Origin of the sequence: Streptomyces sp. NPDC058646, assembly GCF_042716875.1 — a bacterium.
In the GTDB taxonomy this organism is placed as follows: domain Bacteria; phylum Actinomycetota; class Actinomycetes; order Streptomycetales; family Streptomycetaceae; genus Streptomyces.
On the sequence record NZ_JBHXRK010000002.1, the window covers coordinates 251,635 to 271,579 of the forward strand.

At 74.2% G+C, this 19,945-nt stretch carries 16 protein-coding genes and 1 pseudogene; 9 read left to right on the forward strand and 8 right to left on the reverse strand.

The window, feature by feature from the left end; all coding sequences use genetic code 11:
* Both ACFWUZ_RS04605 and ACFWUZ_RS04610 read left to right on the forward strand, forming a co-directional pair.
* The gene (locus ACFWUZ_RS04605; protein WP_384366944.1) at nt 1–426 is read left to right on the forward strand and encodes a universal stress protein; all 426 of its coding nucleotides are present in this window, start codon (nt 1–3) and stop codon (nt 424–426) included.
* A gap of 268 nt (nt 427–694) precedes the next feature.
* Entirely contained in the window at nt 695–2,197 is a 1,503-nt protein-coding gene (locus tag ACFWUZ_RS04610) for an FUSC family protein (RefSeq protein ID WP_384367274.1), read from the forward strand.
* Nucleotides 2,198–2,203: 6 nt separating this feature from the next.
* On the opposite strand, the gene ACFWUZ_RS04615 is transcribed toward ACFWUZ_RS04610, so the two are convergent.
* Nucleotides 2,204–4,498: a HelD family protein gene (locus ACFWUZ_RS04615; RefSeq protein ID WP_384366947.1), complete on the reverse strand. Its 2,295-nt coding sequence runs from the start codon at nt 4,496–4,498 to the stop codon at nt 2,204–2,206.
* 153 nt (nt 4,499–4,651) lie between these two features.
* On the opposite strand from ACFWUZ_RS04615, the gene ACFWUZ_RS04620 reads away from it, so the two are divergent.
* The 3 genes from ACFWUZ_RS04620 (at nt 4,652) to ACFWUZ_RS04630 (ending at nt 7,749) form a co-directional block, all read left to right on the forward strand.
* Nucleotides 4,652–5,227 carry a GNAT family N-acetyltransferase gene (locus ACFWUZ_RS04620; RefSeq protein WP_384366950.1) on the forward strand — a complete coding sequence of 192 codons (576 nt, stop codon included), beginning with the start codon at nt 4,652–4,654 and terminating at the stop codon, nt 5,225–5,227.
* Nucleotides 5,228–5,478: 251 nt separating this feature from the next.
* A complete protein-coding gene (locus ACFWUZ_RS04625) occupies nt 5,479–6,627 on the forward strand; it encodes a nitric oxide synthase oxygenase (protein WP_384366953.1) in 1,149 nt (382 codons plus the stop codon).
* Nucleotides 6,628–6,681: 54 nt separating this feature from the next.
* Nucleotides 6,682–7,749 (forward strand): lactonase family protein, encoded by a 1,068-nt coding sequence (locus ACFWUZ_RS04630; RefSeq protein ID WP_384366956.1) that lies wholly within the window; start codon nt 6,682–6,684, stop codon nt 7,747–7,749.
* Between the two features lie 84 nt (nt 7,750–7,833).
* Here the strand turns inward: ACFWUZ_RS04630 and ACFWUZ_RS04635 are convergent, their stop codons facing one another.
* From ACFWUZ_RS04635 to ACFWUZ_RS04645, 3 genes are all read right to left on the reverse strand, one after another.
* Nucleotides 7,834–8,748, reverse strand: a complete 915-nt coding sequence (locus ACFWUZ_RS04635; protein WP_384366959.1) for a sirohydrochlorin chelatase — start codon at nt 8,746–8,748, stop codon at nt 7,834–7,836.
* 95 nt (nt 8,749–8,843) lie between these two features.
* A complete protein-coding gene (locus ACFWUZ_RS04640) occupies nt 8,844–9,530 on the reverse strand; it encodes a uracil-DNA glycosylase (RefSeq protein ID WP_384366962.1) in 687 nt (228 codons plus the stop codon).
* A gap of 113 nt (nt 9,531–9,643) precedes the next feature.
* Complete coding sequence (locus tag ACFWUZ_RS04645; protein WP_384366965.1) at nt 9,644–10,735, reverse strand: WD40/YVTN/BNR-like repeat-containing protein; 1,092 nt, start codon at nt 10,733–10,735, stop codon at nt 9,644–9,646.
* 236 nt (nt 10,736–10,971) lie between these two features.
* Between ACFWUZ_RS04645 and ACFWUZ_RS04650 the strand changes: the two genes are divergently transcribed.
* The 3 genes from ACFWUZ_RS04650 to ACFWUZ_RS04660 all read left to right on the forward strand — a co-directional run bounded on the left by ACFWUZ_RS04650 (nt 10,972) and on the right by ACFWUZ_RS04660 (nt 13,998).
* Nucleotides 10,972–12,306 carry a wax ester/triacylglycerol synthase family O-acyltransferase gene (locus ACFWUZ_RS04650; RefSeq protein ID WP_384366968.1) on the forward strand — a complete coding sequence of 445 codons (1,335 nt, stop codon included), beginning with the start codon at nt 10,972–10,974 and terminating at the stop codon, nt 12,304–12,306.
* 80 nt (nt 12,307–12,386) lie between these two features.
* Complete coding sequence (locus ACFWUZ_RS04655) at nt 12,387–13,526, forward strand: NADH:flavin oxidoreductase/NADH oxidase (RefSeq protein ID WP_384366971.1); 1,140 nt, start codon at nt 12,387–12,389, stop codon at nt 13,524–13,526.
* Between the two features lie 121 nt (nt 13,527–13,647).
* Nucleotides 13,648–13,998 (forward strand): ArsR/SmtB family transcription factor, encoded by a 351-nt coding sequence (locus tag ACFWUZ_RS04660; RefSeq protein ID WP_384366974.1) that lies wholly within the window; start codon nt 13,648–13,650, stop codon nt 13,996–13,998.
* 113 nt (nt 13,999–14,111) lie between these two features.
* Here ACFWUZ_RS04660 and ACFWUZ_RS04665 read toward each other — a convergent pair whose 3' ends face one another.
* Entirely contained in the window at nt 14,112–15,479 is a 1,368-nt protein-coding gene (locus ACFWUZ_RS04665) for an FAD-dependent oxidoreductase (protein ID WP_384366977.1), read from the reverse strand.
* 52 nt (nt 15,480–15,531) lie between these two features.
* Nucleotides 15,532–16,224: a DUF305 domain-containing protein gene (locus ACFWUZ_RS04670; RefSeq protein WP_384366980.1), complete on the reverse strand. Its 693-nt coding sequence runs from the start codon at nt 16,222–16,224 to the stop codon at nt 15,532–15,534.
* Between the two features lie 86 nt (nt 16,225–16,310).
* On the opposite strand from ACFWUZ_RS04670, the gene ACFWUZ_RS04675 reads away from it, so the two are divergent.
* On the forward strand, nt 16,311–17,786 hold the full coding sequence (locus ACFWUZ_RS04675) for an LVIVD repeat-containing protein (RefSeq protein ID WP_384366983.1): 1,476 nt from the start codon (nt 16,311–16,313) through the stop codon (nt 17,784–17,786).
* Nucleotides 17,787–17,816: 30 nt separating this feature from the next.
* On the opposite strand, the gene ACFWUZ_RS04680 is transcribed toward ACFWUZ_RS04675, so the two are convergent.
* Both ACFWUZ_RS04680 and ACFWUZ_RS04685 read right to left on the reverse strand, forming a co-directional pair.
* Nucleotides 17,817–18,452 (reverse strand): TetR/AcrR family transcriptional regulator, encoded by a 636-nt coding sequence (locus ACFWUZ_RS04680; protein ID WP_384366986.1) that lies wholly within the window; start codon nt 18,450–18,452, stop codon nt 17,817–17,819.
* 634 nt (nt 18,453–19,086) lie between these two features.
* Nucleotides 19,087–19,815, reverse strand: a pseudogene (locus ACFWUZ_RS04685) (phosphatase PAP2 family protein); the annotation flags it as partial.
* Nucleotides 19,816–19,945 lie beyond the last annotated feature (130 nt).

Consider the following 19,945-nt stretch of genomic DNA (forward strand, 5'->3'; position numbering starts at 1 on the left):
ATGTCTGTCGTCCTGGGGTACGACGAGTCGCCCGGAGCGGAACGGGCCCTGCAGGTGGCTCTGGAAGTCGCCACCGCCTTCGGCGAGCCGCTCGTCCTCGTCTACGGGGCGGCCGCCCCCGGCGTCACCGGGGAGGAGTACCGGGCGCACCGCGAAGCCGTCCGCCAGGCGGGCCGCAGCGCCCTGGCGCACGCCGTCCGGGCCGCCGACGAGGCGGGCGTGCCCTCCACGGTCGAGGTGCGGGACGAGAAGCCGGCCCAGGCCCTGCTGGCCGCGGCCGAACGGCACCGCGCGCGGGTCATCATCGTCGGTACCTGGGGGGACAGCCCGATCCGCGGCGCCCTCCTCGGGTCCACCCCGCACAAGCTGCTGCACCTCTCGCCCGTTCCCGTCCTGTGCGTGCCGACGGAGAACCCTCCGGGATAGTGGTCCGTTGGTCCGCCGGTGGCTGAAGATCACCCGATTTATTTGGGCCAATGGCCCACTCGATGGATGCCGTGTTGAGCCAGTGGGCCTTCGGATGCTTATCTGTGCCGTATCCAAGTACTTGTGGCGCCGCGCGGCGCCGGACGGCGACGAGGCCGGATCCGGAGCGCGGCGCCTTCGCCGTGCCCGTCCGCCGCCCACCACCCCCGGGCGGCCGCCGGGCCGGCGCGCACCACTGCAAGGGGGGCGGCACACCGCCGTGAAGAGGATGTTCGTGGCTCCGGATCCGGGGCGTCTGAGGCTCAGGAACGCACTGCGCGCGGTGCTCGGCATCGCCCTCGCCGTGGCCGCCGCCGAGCTGTGCGGCCTGTCCCTGACCGCCTCGATCACCGGGGGACTGGCGGCCCTGCTGGCCCTCTTCACCGTGGCCGACGCCGGCGTGCGCGCCCAGCGCGTGACCACGGCCCTGCTGCCCCTCGCCGGATTCCCCGTCCTCGCGCTGGCCACGACCCTCCACGGGATCCCGCTCGCCCGCGACGCGGCCTTCCTGGCCGTCGTCTTCGCCGGGGTCTACGCCCGGCGCTGGGGGCCGCGGGGGCACGCCCTCGGGATCTTCGCCTTCATGCACTTCTTCGTCACGCAGTTCCTGCACGCCGTGCCCGGACAGCTTCCCGAGCTGTACGCCGCCGTCGGTCTGGCGCTCCTGGCGGCCGGGGCCGTGCGGTTCGTGCTCTGGCCCATCGAGCGGCGCACCCCGCCGGCCGCCGCCCCGCCCGCACTGCCGGGCACCGGGCTGGCCCGGCCCACCACGCGGCAGGCCTTCCAGACCACCGCCGCCTGCGCCTTCGCCCTCGCCATCGGCCAGGTCCTGTCCGAGGACCGCTGGTACTGGGCCGTGGGAACCGCCTGGTGGATCTTCGTGAACACCGCCTCGCGCGGGGAGACCCTGGTACGCGGCTTCCGGCGCGTCCTCGGCACCGTCATCGGCATCGCCGCGGGCCTGCTGATCGCGGTGCCGCTGCACGGCGCGGCCGTGCCCACCGCCGCGCTGGTCGCCGTGTGCGTCTTCGGGATCTTCTACACCGCCCCCGTCTCGTACAGCTGGATGATGCTGGCCGTCACGGTCATGGCCGGCCTGCTCTACGGACTCCTCGGCGTCCTGCATCCCGGGCTGCTGCTCCTGCGCTTCGAGGAGACCGCGGTCGGGGCCCTCGGCGCCGCCCTCGCGGTGGTGCTGGTGCTGCCCGTCACCACCCACGCCACCAACGAGGCGTGGATCCAGCGCGCCCTGCGCTGCGTGCACGCCGCCACCGGGGAGGCGGCCGCCCGCCTGGCCGGCTCGGAGTCGGCCGACCCCACCCCGCACGCCGCCGAGCTGGAGCTGCTCCTGGGCCGGGTCCGGATGGCGCTGGCGCCCCTGGTGCACCCGCTCAGCCCCTTCCGCGCCCGCAAGGCCCGCGCCCGCCAGGTGATCGCGCTGCTGGACGACTGCGCCCGGGAGGTACGCGGGCTGGCGGCCGTCGCCGCCGACCCCGCGGCCTCCCACGACGCCCGGCTCGCAGCCGCGTGCTGGCGGGTGGAGGCGGCGGTCGAGGCCCTCACCGCCGGCGAGCGGGCGCTCGACGCCGCCACGGCCGGCGCCCGCCCGCAGGCCCGGCCCGCCCCCGCCGGCGAACCGGCCCTCGCCCACCTCCACGGCCTGGAACGGGCCCTCGCGGAGCTGGCGACACCCCTGCACAGCGACCCCCGCAGCCCCCTGGTCCGGGCCTGACGGCCGTCAGCCCGCGGTCAGCCCCGCCGGGCCTTCCGCCAGCCCGGCCGGCAGGCTTCCCGGGGTGTGCACCACGCCGAGGACCTGGGTGGGCCGGGTGAGGGCCACGTACAGGTCGCTCGGCTGGAAGTCGGCCGGCTCCACCACGACCACCGTGTCGAACTCCAGCCCCTTGGCCTGCCGCGGGTCGAGGAGTACGACCTGCCCGGTCAGGTCCGGCTCCCCGTCCGCCCGTACCCCGGGCAGCACGGCGGCCAGCGTCTCGTGCAGCGCGCGCGGGGCGATCACCGCCAGCCGCCCGTCGGCCGGGAGCGCCTGCCGCACGGCCTCCCCGGCCGCCGCCAGGTCTCCGGCGGCCCGGACCCAGGGCCGTACCCCGGTGGAGCGCACGGAGCGCGGAGGCTCGAAACCGGGGTCGCGGGCCCGCAGGACGGCCGCCGCCACCTCCATGACCTCGGCGGGCGTGCGGTAGTTCACCCCCAGCCGGACCAGCTCCCAGCGCTCGCCCACGTACGGCGCGAGGACCCGCTGCCAGGAGCCGCAGCCCGCCTCGTCGGCCGTCTGCGCCGGATCGCCGACCAGGGTCATCGAGCGGGTCGGGCACCGCCGCATCAGCAGCCGCCAGGCCATCTCCGACAGCTCCTGCGCCTCGTCCACGATGACGTGCCCGAAGGCCCAGGTGCGGTCGGCGGCGGCCCGCTCGGCCGCGCTGCGGTGGTCGGCCTCCTCCTGCCGCTCCGCCATTCGCTCGGCGTCGATGATGTCGTGCGCCGCGAGGAACTCGTTCTCCTCGTCCTCGAACTCGAAGGACTGCGAACCCTCCGACAGGTCCAGCACCCCCTGGGCGTAGGCGACGCGCCGCTCCCGCTCCCGCTCCTCGGCCGCCCGCCGGGCGCTGTCGTCCTCCCCGAGCAGTTCCGCCGCCTCGTCCAGCAGCGGCACGTCGGCGGGCGTCCAGTCCGGCCGGGCCGAGTGCGGGCGGCGGATCAGCTCCGCCTCGTGCGCGGGCAGGTGCGCCGGGTCGGCCAGGAAGTCGGCGACCAGCCGCTGCGGCGTGAGGGAGGGCCACAGGGTGTCGACGGCGGCGTGCACCGCGGCGCTCGTCGCGATCTCCTTGCCGAGCTGGGCGACGTCGTCCGGGCCGAGCAGGTTCGGGCCGCCGTACGGATCGGCGCCCAGCCGGTCGGCGAGCTGCGCGGTCAGGGCGTCGATGACGCGGAAGGCGAAGGCGGGCCGGGCCAGGTTGTGGGGCAGACCCGTGGCCCGGGCCCGGTCCCGTGCCTCGTACGCCATCGCCCGGTCCAGCAGCAGGGTCCCGTAGTCGTCGTGGTCGATCTCCAGCGCGGGTTCGGGCACGGTGTCGTACTCCTCGCCACTGCCCGCCGGAACGGTGTCGGGCAGCCGCTGGCGGTCGGCGACGACCCGGGCCAGGACCTCCGCCATCGAGGCCCGGCCCTTGACCGCGGCGGCGCCGGGCCGGTCGGTGCCGGTGGCGTGCACGCCGGGGAAGAGCTCGCCGGGGGTGGCGAGGAGGACCCCCGTCTCGCCGAGCGCGGGGAGCACCCCGCCGATGTAGCCGAGGAAGGCCGGGCCCGGACCGACGATCAGCACGCCCCGCCTGGCCAGCAGCTCTCGGTGGGCGTACAGCAGGTAGGCGGCGCGGTGCAGCGCGACCGCCGTCTTGCCGGTCCCGGGGCCGCCCTCCACGACCAGTACCCCGCGGTGCGAGGAGCGGATGACCCGGTCCTGTTCGGCCTGGATGGTGCGCACGATGTCGTGCATGCGGCCGGTCCGGGCGGCGTCGAGCGCGGCGAGCAGGACGGCGTCCGCGTCGGCCCCCTCGTGCCCGGTGCGTTCGGCGTCGGTCAGGTCGAGGATCTCGTCGTGCAGGGCGGTGACGGTCCGGCCGCGGCTGCTGATGTGCCGGCGGCGGCGCAGCCCCATGGGGGTGTGTCCGGTGGCGAGGTAGAACGGGCGGGCCACGTCGGCGCGCCAGTCCACGACGAGCGGGGTGCGATCCGTGTCGTCCGCGCGGATTCCGATGCGGCCGATGTGGTGGTCGCGGCCGTCGGAGAACTCCAGGCGGCCGAAGCAGAGGCCGTTCTCGCCACCATTCAGGGCGGATAGCAGACCGGACTGCTCGGCGACCATGACGTCACGCTCCAGCCGGGCCTGGAATCCGCTGCCGACCTCCCGCAATGCCCCCTCGACCGCACGTTCGGCCTGGTCGCGGAGCTCGTCGAGGCGCCGATAGAGGTCGGTGACGAATTGCTGCTCTTTCCGGAATTCCTCGGTTGACAATTGCACTCCTGCCGCGATACAGTGTCCTCGTAAAGTTCTTCACGTCTGCGCCTCCGCGAAGATGTGAAACATCAAATATACGCACTTCGATCCCGCGGCAGTCAATTGGCATAGCCAATTCGGCCGGGGGATTTTTTGCGTACGGTGGATTCCATGACCACCGCACACGGCTCCGCCGACGGCATCGTCTACCGCCTCGCCCTCCCCGGTGACGCGGGCGCCATCGAGGCCCTGGACAGTTCCTTCACCACCGACACCGTCTTCGAGGTGGCCGCGACCGACACCGGCTTCACCCTCCGCGAGGTCCCCGTGGAGCCGCCGCTGCACAAGGTGTTCCCGCCCGAGGAGCACGACGAGCAGGCGCTCGCGGGCGCCCGGGACTCGGCCGGTGACGCGCGGACCTACGTGGCCCTGGCCGGCGGACGGGTGTGCGGCTTCGCGGCCGTGGGCTACACCCCCTGGAACCGGCGCCTGGCGATCGAGGACATCGAGGTGGCGCCCGCGCACCGGGGGCGCGGCATCGGCCGCGCGCTGATGGAATGCGCGGCCGAGTTCGCCCGCGAACGCGGCGCCGATCACCTCTGGTTGGAGGTCAGCAGCGTCAACGCCCCCGCGGTGCACGCCTACCGGCGCATGGGCTTCACCTTCTGCGGCCTGGACACCGCCCTCTACGGGGGCACGCCGGCCGCCGGCGAGCAGGCGCTCTTCATGAGCCGGCCGTGCGGCTGAGCCGGCCGGGCGGGAACCCGGGCGCAGGGCGCGGCCGCCACGGTGCGTGGTCAACTCCCGTAAACGCGCCGGATCGTACGCCCCCCTGGGCCTCGCCCGCAGGACGATCGGCGTAGATCACTCGGAGGAGTGTTCCGAACGTCTGCACCGCCCGGCGCTGACCAGCGGCATGTACAACGGGTGATTGTTCATTGCACATTCATCCGGCACGTACAGGGTGGATCTGGCCGGACAGGGGGTAACCGCCCGGAATGGAAATACTTCAACAGCGTTCCACCACCGCTCAGGTGTGGGGAGCGGCCGAGGAGTTCATCCGGCTCTTCCACGGGGAGAGCAAGGACGCGGGTGACGTACGGGTCCGGCTCGCCGCCGTACGGGCCGAACTCGCGGACACCGGCACCTACCGGCACACTCCCGAGGAGCTGGTCCACGGTGCCCGCGTGGCCTGGCGCAACAGCAACCGCTGCATAGGCAGGCTGTACTGGAACTCCCTGCGGGTGCGCGACCGCAGGGAGACCGCCGATGCGGACGGCATCGCCGCCGAGTGCTTCGAGCACCTGCGGGAGGCCACCAACGGCGGCCGGGTCCGGCCCACGATCACCGTCTTCGCCCCGGAGGGACCCGACCGCCCGGGGCCGCTGATCTGGAGCGAGCAGCTCGTCCGTTACGCCGGCTACGGGGACCACCACTCCGTGACCGTGGGCGACGCACGCAACGCCCCGCTCACCCAGGCCCTGCTCCGGCTCGGCTGGGCCGGCGGCCCCGGAACCCCCTTCGACCTCCTCCCGCTGGTGGTGCAGGGCGTCGACGACAAACCGCGCTGGTTCGACACCCCCGCGGACGCCGTGCTGGAGGTGCCCCTCACGCACCCCGACGGGGAGGGCGACGGGGACGGCTGGGCCGACTGGAAACTGCGCTGGCACGCCGTACCCGCCATCTCCAACATGTGCCTGGAGATCGGCGGCATCCACTATCCGGCCGCACCGTTCAACGGCTGGTACATGGGCACCGAGATCGGCGCCCGCAACCTCGCCGACGCGGACCGCTACAACCTGCTGCCCGCGGTCGCCCGCCGCCTCGGCCTGGACCTCACCACGGAACGCTCGCTCTGGAAGGACCGGGCGCTGGTGGAGCTCAACCGGGCCGTCCTGCACTCCTTCGACCGGGCCGGCGTCACCATCGCCGACCACCACACCGAGTCCCGGCGCTTCCTGGACCACCTGGAGCGGGAGGAGCGCAAGGGGCGCGAGGTGGGCGCCGACTGGTCCTGGATCGTGCCCCCGATCTCCGGCTCCGCCACGCCGGTCTTCCACCGCACGTACGAGGACCGGCCGAGCAGTACGGCCTACGTCCACCATCCCGGCGCACAGGGACGCGCCCAAGGGCGAGATTTGGTCTAGACCTTCTGTTACGGTCGCCCCGTACGGATCCTGGACGGCGGAGAGGGGCACCCGGTGGACGACGCGGACAGGACGGACCGGGGCGGCGGACACCGGTGCCGGATCGGCTCGTTCACCTCGGGGGGCGGCCGCGGCATCACCACCGCGGCCGTGGATCCCGCGACCGGGGCCCTGACCGTCCTGACGGCCTGTGACACCGTCGAGGACCCCTCGTACCTAGCCGTCGCCCCGGACACCGGGGTGCTCTATGCGGTCAGCGAGACCGAGCAGGGTGCGGTGTGCGCCTTCCGGCCCACTGCCGGGGGCCTCGCCGCGCTCGGTCCCGCCGTCCCCGTCGGCGGCTCCGGACCCACCCACCTCAGCGTGGCGGCGGGCCGGTTGCTCACCGCCAACTACACCTCCGGCAGCGTCAGCAGGCTTCCCCTCGGCGCCGACGGCCGTCCGGGCGGGCCGGCGTCCGTCCTCGTGCACGAGGGCTCGGGGCCCGATGCGGACCGCCAGGAACGCCCGCACGCCCACCAGGTACTGCCCGACCCGACCGGCCGCTGGGTGCTCAGCGTGGACCTGGGCTCCGACTCGGTACGGGTCTGCGCGCCGGACCCGGCCACCGGGGGGCTGCGGGTGCACTCCGAGACGCCGCTGAGGGCCGGGACCGGCCCGCGCCACCTCGCCTTCCACCCGGACGGCACGGTGGTCTACGTCCTCCACGAGCTGGAGCCGCAGCTGACGGTCTGCCGGTGGGAAGCGGCCGCGGGGCGGCTGGAGCCGGTCGGCGAGGTCCCGGTCGCTCCTGAGGGCGCTCCAGGGGCCGCACGGGCCTATCCGTCGGCGGTCGTCGCCTCGCCCGACGGACGGTTCCTCTGGGCCGCCGTCCGGGGTGCCGACATCCTCGTCACCTTCTCCCTGGCCGAGGGGGCCGAGCAGCCGCGGCCGGGTGCCGCGGTGGACTGCGGAGGCAGCTGGCCGCGCGATCTCGTCGCCGACCCCTCGGGGCGCCGGCTGTACGCGGCCAACGAGCGCTCCGGGGACGTCACCTGGTTCGAGGTGGACCCGCTGACCGGGGTGCCGCGCAGGGCCGGCTCGGTCGCCGTGCCCGCCGCCACCTGCGTGGTCTTCGGCTGACCGGCGACCGGGGGCCGCCGGCCCGCCCGGACGTACGGGTGCCCCGCCACCGGAATCCGGCGGCGGGGCACCCGTGCACGCGGGTCAGTGGGAGGTGGCTCCCTGGGTGATCCCCAGGGCCGCGGAGTACTGGGCGACGGCCAGCTTGCCGAGAGCCGGGTAGGCCCCGAGCACCTCGGCGGTGGCGCAGTCGGCCTCCTTGCAGGCGGTGTCCAGCAGCCCCTCGGCCGCCTCCGGGCCGATCAGGTACGGGGCGAGCGCCAGCTGCGTGGAACCCTCGCGGCGCAGCTGCTCGGCGACCGCGGCCACCGAACCCTCCTGGTCCAGCGCGGCCGCCTGGACGGGCACGGCGAGCCGGGCGGCGAGCAGCATGCCGGTGATCCCGGCGGCCTGGACGGCCTCCTCGCCGCCGGTGGTGGCCAGGACGATGCCGTCCGCGGCGGTGGTCACCGTGAACAGGCGGGCGCGGTCGGCGCGGGCCAGGCCCGCCTCCGACAGCCGCACGTGCAGGCCCTCGGCGAGCAGCGGGTGCGGGCCGAGCACGTCGGCCAGCTCGGCGGCGGCCGAGGAGTCCATCAGGGCCTGGCGGACCCGGCGCAGCAGATCGCTGTCCGGCCCGGCCAGCAGCGGCACGACCACGGCGTCCGGGCCGGTCGGCGCGGGCACCTCGTGGCCGGCGGCGCGGGCGAACTCCGCGCGCGCGGCACGCTCGGCCGCGACGGCGGTCAGCGCGCCGGACAGCGTCGGGAACTCGGAGGCATCGTCACCGTCGAGGAAGCCGATGCGGGCGTCCAGGCCCGGCAGCTCGGAACGGCCGATGCTGATGATCTCTTCCGCGAGGCTCCGCGAGGAGGCCGAGGGGGCACCGGGCACGGCGAGCACCAGCGCGGGCGCGCCCTCGGGCGCCACCGCGGGCTCGGGCCGGCGGTGCCGTCCGGTCTGGCGGGGTCGCGGCATTCGTACGGGCAGGCCATTTGCGGGCCCAGTGGGGGAGCTCATGGCGCCGCATGCTACTGGCTTATCGGAACCGGGTGTTCGGGCAGGGCGGGCGCCGATGGCATCTGTCCGTATTTATCCGGTGAATGTGAGAAACGTCAACTGACGGACGGCAAGCGCCAGTCCACGGGCTGTGCACCCTGGCCCGTGAGCAGCGCGTTGGTCCGGCTGAACGGCCGGGAGCCGAAGAAGCCGTAGTCGGCGGATTTGGGGGAGGGGTGCGAGGACTCCACCACCGGCAGTTCGCCGAGCAGCGGCCGCAGGTTCCGGGCGGCCCGGCCCCAGAGGATGGAGACGAGCGGCTTGCCGCGCGCGGCCAGCGCCCGGATGGCCTGGTCGGTGACGGCCTCCCAGCCCTTGCCCTGGTGCGCGTTCGACCGGCGGGGGGCGGTGGTCAGGGAGCGGTTGAGCAGCAGGACGCCCTGCCGCGTCCACGGCGTCAGGTCGCCGTTCGCCGGCCGGCCGGTTCCCAGGTCCCGGTGCAGTTCCAGGAAGATGTTGTCCAGGCTGGGCGGCACCGGCCGCACCTCGGGGGCCACCGAGAAGGACAGCCCCACGGCGTGCCCCGGGGTGGGGTAGGGGTCCTGGCCGACGATGAGGACCCTGACCTCGTCGAAGGGCTGCTGGAAGGCGCGCAGTACATGTGCCCCCGCGGGGACGTACGTTCTCCCCGCTGCGATCTCGGCGCGCAGGAAGTCGCCCATGGCGGCGATCTGCCCCGCCACCGGCTCCAGAGCGCGGGCCCAGCCCGGCTCGACGATCTCGTTCAACGGTCGTGGTGCCACAGTGGATCACTCTACTGGCCGATCCCCGGCACCCTCCACCCGCTCCGTCGCGCCCCGTCGCCGGGCCGTGCCCCCGGTCCCCGGCCCTGCTCCCGCCCTGTCCCCGGGGCGGGCTAACCGCTCAGCCGGGCGGCCCGCACGCACAGCACGTCCGGCAGGTGGTCGGCCAGCAGCTGCCAGGTGTCCCCGTCGTCGTGGCTGGCGTACAGCTCGCCGTTGCGGTTGCCGAAGTAGACCCCCGCCGGGTCGGCGTCGTCCGTGCACAGGGCGTCGCGCAGCACCGTGCCGTAGTGGTCCCCGGCCGGCAGTCCGCGGGACAGGGGCTCCCAGGTGGCTCCCGCGTCCCGGGTCCGGAAGACCCGGCACCGGTGCTCCGCCGGGACGCGGTCGGAGTCGGCGTTGAGCGGGAAGACGTAGGCGGTGTCCGGCCGGTGCGGATGGGCGGCCACCGCGAAGCCGAAGTCGGACGGCAGACCGCCCCCGATGTCGGTCCACCGGCCTCCCGCGTCGTCGCTGCGGTAGACGCCCCAGTGGTTCTGCAGGTACAGGCGGTCCGTGTCCGCGGCGTCCTGGGCGATCTTGTGCACGCACTGCCCGAACTCCGGATGGGGATCCGGCAGGAACACCGCCGAGACCCCGTCGTTGGAGGGCGACCAGCTCGCGCCGCCGTCCTGGGTGCGGAAGACCCCGGCGGTGGAGACGGCCACCGTCACCGCGTCCGGGTCGCGGGGGTCGGTGATCACCGTGTGCAGGCCCTCGCCGCCCCCGCCCGGCTCCCAGCTCTTGCGGCTCGGGTGCTCCCACAGAGGCCGGACCAGCTCGAAGGACTCCCCGCGGTCGGTCGAGCGGAACAGCGCGGCCGGCTCCGTCCCCGCGTACACCACGTCCGGAGCCTCCGGCCCGGCCGGATGCAGCTGCCAGACGCGCTCCAGCGAGGCGCCGGTGTCCTTGGGGAACTTCACCGCGGCGGTGGAGGGTTCCCGCCAGGTCGCTCCCAGGTCGTCGGAGCTGAAGACCGACGGCCCCCAGTGCAGGCTGTCCGCACCCACCAGCAGCCGCGGCACGGGACCCCGCCGGTCGACGGCGACCGCGTAGACGGCCTGGGCGTTGAAATGGGGGCCCTCGAACTCCCAGGGGCCGTCCCCCCGGCGGCGGCCGGTGAACAGTCCCTTGCGGGTCCCTACGAGCAGCAGTACCTCGGCCATGGCCGGTACCTCCGGACTTCGTCGCCCTCACCGGGCGTTCGGTGTTCAGGTGTTCCTTGCCGGTGTCTTCCGGCCAGTCTGCACCCGCCCACCGACAGAGGCCCGGCGGACGGCGCGGGGCCCTGAATGGCTGATCGATACCGACCGTTCACGGGTTGGAAATGGTTGCTGCTTGCATAGAGGTGTCCGGAATCGGTTGACTTCGGGCCACTGCCGTCGTACGCGAGAGGACCTCAGTGGCCACCGAGCACCTGTCACCGCTCGACCTCGCCTTCTGGCGGATCGAATCCGCCGCCCATCCCATGCACCTCGGCGCCCTCGCCGTCTTCACCGCCGGGGGGCCCGGCGCCGCCGAGCACGCCGCGGAGCTGATCGCCGCCCGCTGCCCCGCCGTGCCGGGCCTGCGCCGCCGGATCCACGACGTCCTGCTGCCCTTCGGCGCGGCCGCCTGGTCGCCCGACCCCGGCTTCGACCCGGCGCGCCACGTCTTCCTCGTACGGACGGGGTCCCCGGACCCGCACACGGCGGCCGGGCCGCTGATGGCGCGGCCGCTGGACCGCGAGCTGCCGCCGTGGGAGGCGCACGTGCTGGCCGGACCGGACCCCGGTTCCTTCGCGGTGCTCTTCAAGTTCCACCACGCCCTCGCCGACGGCCTGGGCGCCCTCGCCCTGGCCGCCTGCCTCTTCGACGAGGGCCCGCCGCCGCGGGGCCCCGTGCGGCCCGTGCCCCAGCAGTGCCCCGGCTCCGCGCTGCGCCGCCTCCCCGGAGTACTGGCGGCCCGGGTCCAGGACGTCGGCCAGGCCCTGGAGATCGGCGCGGCCGTGGCCCGCGCGGGGCTGCCGCTCGGGGTTCCCCCGGCCCTCACCGCCGGCCTCGCGGCGCGCCCGGCCCGGCCGGGGACCCGCGCGATCGCCGGGCTCGCGCTGGACCTGGACGAGGTCAACCTGATCCGCAAGGCCGCCGGCGGGACCGTGAACGACGTACTGATCGCCCTGGTCGCGGGCGGGCTGCGGCGCTGGCTGGCCGGACGGGGCGACCCCGTGCCCCAGGGGGCCGGGCCGCGCGCGCTGATCCCCGTGTCCCGCCGCCGCGGGCCGGGTGCGCCCGGCCGCGCCGGCAACCGGCTCTCCGGCTACGTGCTCCGGCTGCCGCTCGCCGAGCCCGACCCGTGGCGCCGCCTGGGCTCCGTACGCAGGGGCATGGACCGGAACAAGGACGCCGGGCCCGCCCGCGGCGCCGGGGCGGTCGCCCTGCTCGCCGACCACGTCCACCCGCTCGGGCACCGGCTCGGCGGCCCGCTCGTCGCCCAGGCCGCCCGGCTGCTCTTCGACATCCTGGTCACCAGCGTCCCGCTGCCCGGCTTCACCTTCACCCTCGGCGGCAGCCGGGTCCGCTCGGTCTACCCCCTCGCCCCGCTGGCCCCGGGCCAGTCCCTGGCGGTGGCGGTCTCCACCTACAAGGGCACCGTCCATTACGGCCTGGTCGCCGACGGCGGCGCCGTCCCGGACCTGGACGCGCTGGCCGCGGCGCTGCGTGCCGAGCTGGACGCACTTGTACGAGAGGTCTCGTAGTACGAGGGATTTCGTAGTACGATTGTTCTCGTACTCAGCGCGCCGATCCCCGGCGTGCCCGGTAACCCTGGAGACCCCTGATGAGTGCTGCCGTCCCCGTCCCCGCCCCCGCCGCTGCCCCGGCCGTCGCGCACGCTGCTTCCGCCGCCCTGTTCGCTCCCTGGACCCTGCGCTCGGTCACCGTCCCGAACCGGGTGTGGATGGCCCCCATGTGCCAGTACAGCGCCGAGCCCTCCGGCCCCGACGCGGGCGTGGCCCACGACTGGCACTTCGCCCACTACGCCGCGCGCGCCGCCGGCGGCACCGGCCTGATCCTCCAGGAGGCCACCGCTGTCTCGCCGGAAGGCCGGATCTCCCCGTACGACCTCGGCATCTGGAACGACACCCAGGTCGAGGCGCTGCGCCGGATCACCTCCTTCCTCAAGGCCCAGGGAACGGTCCCCGGCATCCAGATCGGCCACGCCGGCCGCAAGGCCTCCACCGACCGGCCCTGGAAGGGCGGACAGCCGGTCGGGCCCGAGGCGCACGGCTGGCAGACCGCCGCCCCGAGCGCGGTTCCGTTCGCCGAGGGCCACCCGGTGCCGGACGAGCTGACGGTCGACGAGATCCGGGAGATCACCGGCCAGTTCGCCGCCGCCGCCGAGCGCGCGGTGGCCGCGGGCTACGAGGTCGTCGAGATCCACGGCGCCCACGGCTACCTCATCGGCGAGTTCCTCTCCCCGACGAGCAACCGGCGCACCGACGCGTACGGCGGCTCCTTCGAGAACCGGACTCGCTTCGCCCTCGAAGTCGTGGACGCGGTGCGGGCGGCCTGGCCGCAGGAGCTCCCGCTGTTCTTCCGGATCTCCGCGACCGACTGGCTGGAGGAGGACGGCTGGACGGCCGACGAGACGGTGCGGCTGGCCTCCCTGCTGCACGAGCACGGGGTCGACCTGCTCGACGTCTCGACCGGCGGCCTGGCCCCCGGGGCCAGGATCCCGGTCGGCCCCGGCTACCAGGTCCCCTTCGCCGCCCGGGTGAAGGTCGAGACCGCGCTGCCGGTCGCCGCCGTCGGCCTGATCACCGAGCCGGAGCAGGCCGAGAAGATCCTGGCCGACGGCGAGGCCGACGCGGTCCTGCTGGGGCGGGAGCTGCTGCGCGACCCGTACTGGGTCCGCCGCGCGGCCGTCGAGTTCGGGGAGGAGCCGCGCACGCCGCACCCGTACCACCGCGCCTGGTGAACCCCCCGCGGCCCGGCCCGCCCGGACCCGTGGGCCGGCCTCGGGTGGCCGCGGTCCGCGGGTCCTACGACGACTCTCGTACGATGGGGGCCGGAGCAAGCCGAGTGAGCGGAGCAGGGACATGACGGAACGGGACGCGACCCGCACCCTCGCCCACCCCCCGACGGCCGAGATCCGCCTGGAGGGCGTCCTGCACGCCCTCTCCGACCCGCTGCGGCTCTCCATCGTCCGCGACCTGGCGGCCTCCGCCTCGGAACTGGCCTGCTCGTACTTCGACCTGCCCGTCACCAAGTCCACGACCACCCACCACTTCCGCGTCCTGCGCGAGAGCGGCGTCGTCCACCAGACCTACCGCGGGACGACCAAGCTCAACAGCCTGCGCCGCGCAGACCTGGAGACCCTCTTCCCGGGCCTCCTGGACGCCGTCCTCACGGCAGCCGGATCCGAAGCGGCCCGCCTGGACCACCCGTGACCTCCGGGCCGCCCCAGGCGTAGTCAACTCCCGGTGGCGGGGCGGTGGTTCTCCGTACGATGCGTGCGAGGTGACGGGCGCCCGGCCGGCCGGTCCCGGGGACACCGCCCCCGTCAGGCCGGGTCCGCGGCGTGGAGGAGGCCCGGCCAGTCCGGGATCTTCACGGAGCGGCGGCCCAGGGAGCGCCCCAGGTCCGACTCGGCCGACTCGATGGCCAGCCAGCCCGGCCACAGGACCGGGCGCAGGCCCGCCGCCCGGAGCGCGTCCAGCGGGTCGCCGGGGAGCTCGCGCCGGGCCAGCGCCCCCGCGTCCTGGAGCAGCGAGGAGACCGTCTCCTTGGCGCAGGGCCGGTTCGTGCCGATCACCCCGGTCGGACCCCGCTTGATCCAGCCCGCGACGTACTCGCCGACCGAGGCCCGGCCCCCGCGCAGCACCCGCCCCGCCGCGTGCGGGACGGTGCCCTTCGCCGGGTCGAAGGGCAGGCCGGGCAGCGGGACGCCCTTGTACCCCACCGAGCGCAGCACCAGCTGCGCGTCGAGGTCCTCGTACGCACCCGTGCCGGTCACCCCGCCGAGGCCGTCCGGGAGCGTCCGCTCGAAGCGCACGGCCCGGACACGGCCGTCGGGCCCGCCCAGCACCTCCACCGGCCGGAGGTAGAACCGCAGCGCGATGCAGCGCTGCGCGGGCGGCGAGCCGTCCGGGCCCCGTTCCGCCCAGCCGCGCAGCACCTCCAGGTTGCGGCGCGCCGCCGCGGGGAGCGCCGCCGCCGCACCCGGGTCGGCGTACGCGGGATCCAGAGCCAGCTCGGCGGGGTCCACCACGGCGTCCACCGAGGGCAGCGTGCCCAGTTCCCGCAGCTCCTTGGTGGTGAACTTGCCCTGCGACGGCCCGCGTCGGGCCACCATCGACACCGTGCGCAGGCCGCTGGCGCCCAGCGCGCCCAGTGCGGGCTGCGGCATGTCGGTCGGCGTCAGCTCCGGCACGCCGCGCGCCAGGATCCGCGTCACGTCCACGGCGACGTTGCCCGCGCCGATCACGACCGCCGCATCCACCCCGGGCAGGTCGAAGGTCTCGGCCGCGGCGTCCGGGTGCCCGCTGTACCAGGACACGAAGGCCGTCGCGGAGTGCACCCCGGCCAGTTCCTCGCCGGGGATCCCCAGCAGCCGGTCCCGGGCCGCCCCCACGCAGTACACCACCGCGTGGTACAGCTCCAGCAGCCGCGCGGGGGGCAGCGGCTCCGCGCCGACCTCGACGTGGCCGAGGAAGCGGATCCGTTCGTCCTCCAGCACGGTGCGCAGGCTGCCCTGGAGCGATTTGATCTTCTCGTGGTCGGGGGCGACCCCGTACCGCACGAGCCCGTACGGGGCCGGCAGCCGGTCCAGCACGTCGACCCGGACGCCCGGCACCTCGCGCTGCTGGGTCAGCGTCTGGGCGGCGTACACCCCGCTGGGGCCCGATCCGACGACGGCGATTCGAAGCACGGCGGAACTCCTTGCGCAGGTGGTCCCAGCATGACACCGGTGCGCCCGGCCGTCAGCCCATCGCGCGCATCCGCGCCATCTCGGCGGTCTGTGTCGCCACGACCTCGTTGGCCATCTCCTCGACCGTCACGTTGTTCCCGTCGGCAAGCGCCTCGCCCGCCATCGTCAGGGCGCCCGCGTGGTGAGCGGTCATCAGCTTCAGGAAGAGCCGGTCGAAGTCGGCGCCCCGGGCCTGCGCCAGCTCCTGCAACTGCTGCTCGGTGGCCATGCCCGGCATGGCTCCGTGGTCGTGCCCGGCGGAGCCCGCGGCGGGTGCCGGGTAGCGGCTCAACCACCCTTCCATCGCCCCGATCTCGGGCTTCTGCGCGGCCGCGATCCGTTCCGCGATCCGCTTGACCCCCTCCGCCGCGGCCCGGTCCGGTGCCAGTGCGCTCATGGTCAGGGCCTGCCGGTGGTGCTCGATCATGCCCTGCACGTAGGCGTGGTCCGCCGCGTTCGGGCTGTCGTCGGGCTGCTCCTTCGCGGCCTGCCCGGGGGAGAGCGTGCGGGCCTTCTCGCCGGGCCTGCCGGGGGCGATCACGACGGGCCCGCCGTCGTCCGCACCGGCCTTCGCCGCGGAGCTCCCGCGACCCTCCTGGCAGCCGGCGAGCGCGAGCAGGAGGCCGACGGCCACGACCGTCCCGGTGATCCGGCCGGGCCGCGTCCGCAAGGCGTTGCGACCCCGGAGGTCTTTTGTCATGTCCATGAAAAGACGATACTGCCGGGGTCCTGGTTCCGTTCCCACGGCGGACGGAATCGATCGGACTCCCATGGGAGGGCACAGTGACCCCGATGCACACCACGAGAGTGCGGAACAGGAGTCTGGGAGCGGCCGTCGCCGCGGCCGGGCTGATCGCCGCGCTCCTCGCGGCCGGACCCGCGGCCGCTTCCCCGGACCCGGGTGAATCAACACCCGGAACGGGCGGTCAGCAGAGCACCGGCCTCGCCCAGGGCCGGGAGCTCGCACCCGGCGAGATCCCCGGCCAGGACGAGATCGTCCACAGCCGCAACATCACACCCCTGGCCAACGTCCCCAGCACCTTCCCCGGCATCACCAACTCCGACCTGGCCTTCCAGGGGAAGTACGCCTACGCGGGCAACTACAACGGCTTCACGATCTACGACATCGGCAATCCGAAGGCGCCCAAGACCGTCAGCCAGGTGCTCTGCCCCGGCGGCCAGAACGACATCTCCGTCCACGGCGACCTGCTCTTCCTCTCCACGGACTCCTCGCGCAGCGACGACTCCTGCAACAGCGTCTCGCAGCCCGCGACGGAGAAGTCCTCGTGGGAGGGCATCAAGATCTTCGACATCAAGGACAAGAAGAACCCCCGGTACATCAAGTCCGTCGAGACGGCCTGCGGTTCCCACACCCACACCCTGCTGTCGGGCGATCGCGACATCTACCTCTACGTCGCCTCCTACTCGCCGAACGAGGCCTTCCCGGACTGCCGGCCGCCGCACGACGGCATCTCGGTGGTGAAGGTCCCGAAGAAGAAGCCGGCCCAGGCCGCGGTCGTCGCCTTCCCGATCCTCTTCCCGGACGGCGGCAACCCGGGCGGACCGGTCAACCCGGGCGTCTCCAAGACCACCGGCTGCCACGACATCACCGTGCTGCCGTCGAAGGACCTGGCCGCCGGCGCCTGCATGGGCGACGGCATCCTCTTCGACATCAGCAGGCCCGAGCAGCCGAGGGTCATCGACCGGGTCCAGGACAACGTGAACTTCGCGTTCTGGCACTCGGCGACCTTCAACGAGCGGGCGGACAAGGTGGTGTTCACCGACGAACTCGGCGGCGGCGGCAGCGCCACCTGCAACGCGGCCACCGGACCCGACCGGGGTGCGAACGGGATCTACGACGTCACCGGCCGCGGCGACCAGCGCGAGCTCGTCTTCCGCAGCTACTTCAAGATCCCGCGCCACCAGGCCGACACCGAGAACTGCGTGGCCCACAACGGCTCGCTGATCCCGGTCGGCGGCGGCCGCGACATCATGGTCCAGGCGTGGTACCAGGGCGGCGTCTCGGTATGGGACTTCACCGACTCCGCCCGCCCCGAGGAGATCGGCTACTTCGAGCGCGGCCCGCTGAGCACGGACCAGCTCGGCCTCGGCGGCTCCTGGTCGGCCTACTACTACAACGGGCACATCTACTCGAACGACATCGCCAAGGGCCTCGACGTGCTGAGGCTGGACGACCGGCGCACCGACAGCGCCAAGTGGGTCCGGATGGACCGGCTCAACGTGCAGACCCAGCCCGACTACCGATAGGTGCCACCGCGGGGCCTGCGGCTCCCGCGCTCAGAGCGGAACCGTTGCGCCGGGCGGCTCGCGGCCGTCCGGCGGAACGCCGAGTTCCCAGTCCAGCCCGTAACGGTGGAACAGCTCCGCCCGCAGCCGGGCCAGCGGCATCGGCGCCCCCGGCAGCAGCACGGCCACCACCGCGCCCATCAGCAGCGCCCGCAGCAGCGGGTAGTCGGTGTCCACGTCCTGCGAGCCGTACCGGGTGACGGCATGGCGCAGCAGCTCCGCCAGCCGCTGCTGCTCCGGGCACTGCACGAAGCCGTCCGCCGTGAGGATGCCCGCCATGTGCGTCCGCATCAGCAGGGGATGGTCCCGGGTCAGCCCGAGGACCGAGTCGATGGCACGGGCGAGGAGTTCACGTCCCCCGGATCCGGCGGGGGGCACCGGTTCGCGTTCCAGCGCCTCCTGCAGGGTCAGGTGCATCAGCCGGTGCACGGCCGACTGCAGCAACTGGCGCTTGCCCGGGAAGTAGTACGAGACCAGGCCGCGCGCCGCACCCGCCCGGTCGGCGATGTCGCCGAGGGTCGTGGCCTCGTAGCCGCGCTCGGAGACGAGTTCGACCGTGGCCTGGAGCAGCCGCTCCCGGGAACGTCTGCGCAATTCTTCATTGACCGATGCGCTGCGCGGGGACATGCTTACTCCTGCGTTGACTGGCTCGGAGCCAATATACTCAGCGCACGGGGCCGCCTGCTCTGGGTGACACGGGGGATCGCCCAGAGCAGGCACACCGCACTGCGTCGTGCGCGGATCAGGCCCGGCCCTCCTCGGGCAGCACGAAATGAGCCCCGTTCCCCGCGTCGTCGACGTGTACGACGTGACGGCCCACCCGGACCGTCTGCGTACCCGCCACCCGCCACGAGCCCTGCGGTACGGTGCGCCCGGTGCCCGTGCGGGAGCCTTCGCTGCCGGGTTCGTCGGCGTCGGTGCCGCCGAGCGGGGTCCAGACCTCCGTGAAGGTGCCGCCGTCGAGGTTCTCGCCCGTCTCGACCAGATCGGCGCCCTCGCGGCGCAGGGTCCCCACGTCATGGCCGGGGCTGCCGACCTCGTGGTGGAAGGTGACCCGCCGCCCGTCGTAGGCGGTGGTTCCGGCGAAGCCGCGGCTGTCGGCGTAGAACTCCCCGCTCTGGAGCCAGACCACGTGCTCCGTCTCGCGCATCGGGCCGCCGTCCCGGCTGATGCCGGCGCGCAGCCAGGCTCCGGGGAGGGGTGCGTTGATACCCCGAGCCTGACACGCACCCGGCCCCGGACCTCCACGGGCCGCCTGAGGAGCGGGGCGGCCCGGCCGGTCCGGGGGAGCGGTCGGCGAGCGCGCGGACCGGACTTCCCAGGTCGCCACGAGGGCCACCAGGGCCACGCCCAGCAGCCAGCCGCCGAGCACGTCGGAGGCCCAGTGCACGCCGAGGTGGACGCGGGTGAACCCGACGCCGAGCACCGACACCGCGGCCACCGTCCACGCGGCCCACGCCGTCCCCGTGGTCCACGGCGGCCAGGCCGTACGGACCGGACCCGCCGGGCCTCCCCGCGGGCCCGGCGCCCCCGGGGGCCGGTGGGGGAGCAGCCACAGCAGCAGTCCGCAGACCACCGTGGCCGTCATGGCATGGCCGGACGGGTAGGCCGCGTACTGGGCCGAGTCCACGGGATCGGTCCACACCGGGCGCTCCCGCCCCACCAGAGCCTTCAGTCCCTGCTGCACCGCTGACGCGACCAGGACGGCCAGCCCCACCCGCAGCGCCCGCCGCCGGTCTCCGCACCACCACAGCCAGGCGCAGGCCAGCACGGCCACGGCGCGCATGGTCCAGGGGTCCCACACCCAGTCGCTCAGCACCCGCATCGCCTGTGTGACCCCCGGGTGGAGCACGGCATGGGTGTGCAGGGCACGGGCCACGCGGGCGTCGAACGACAGCAGCGGCTGCCACTGCGCGAGCACCAGCGCGGTCAGAACGGCCGCCGACAGCGCGCAGCCGACGCCCACCCACCGAAATCGTTGGTTCCGCATCGGGTGATCCTCGCAGCAGCGGGACCGTCCGGGCAGGGCGGGCACGCCAGCGGAGGGCACCGCACCCGCCCGCCGGTGAACCCGGCCGGAGATGCCCGGCCGACCCGCCCGGCCCAGCGCGGACCGTCCC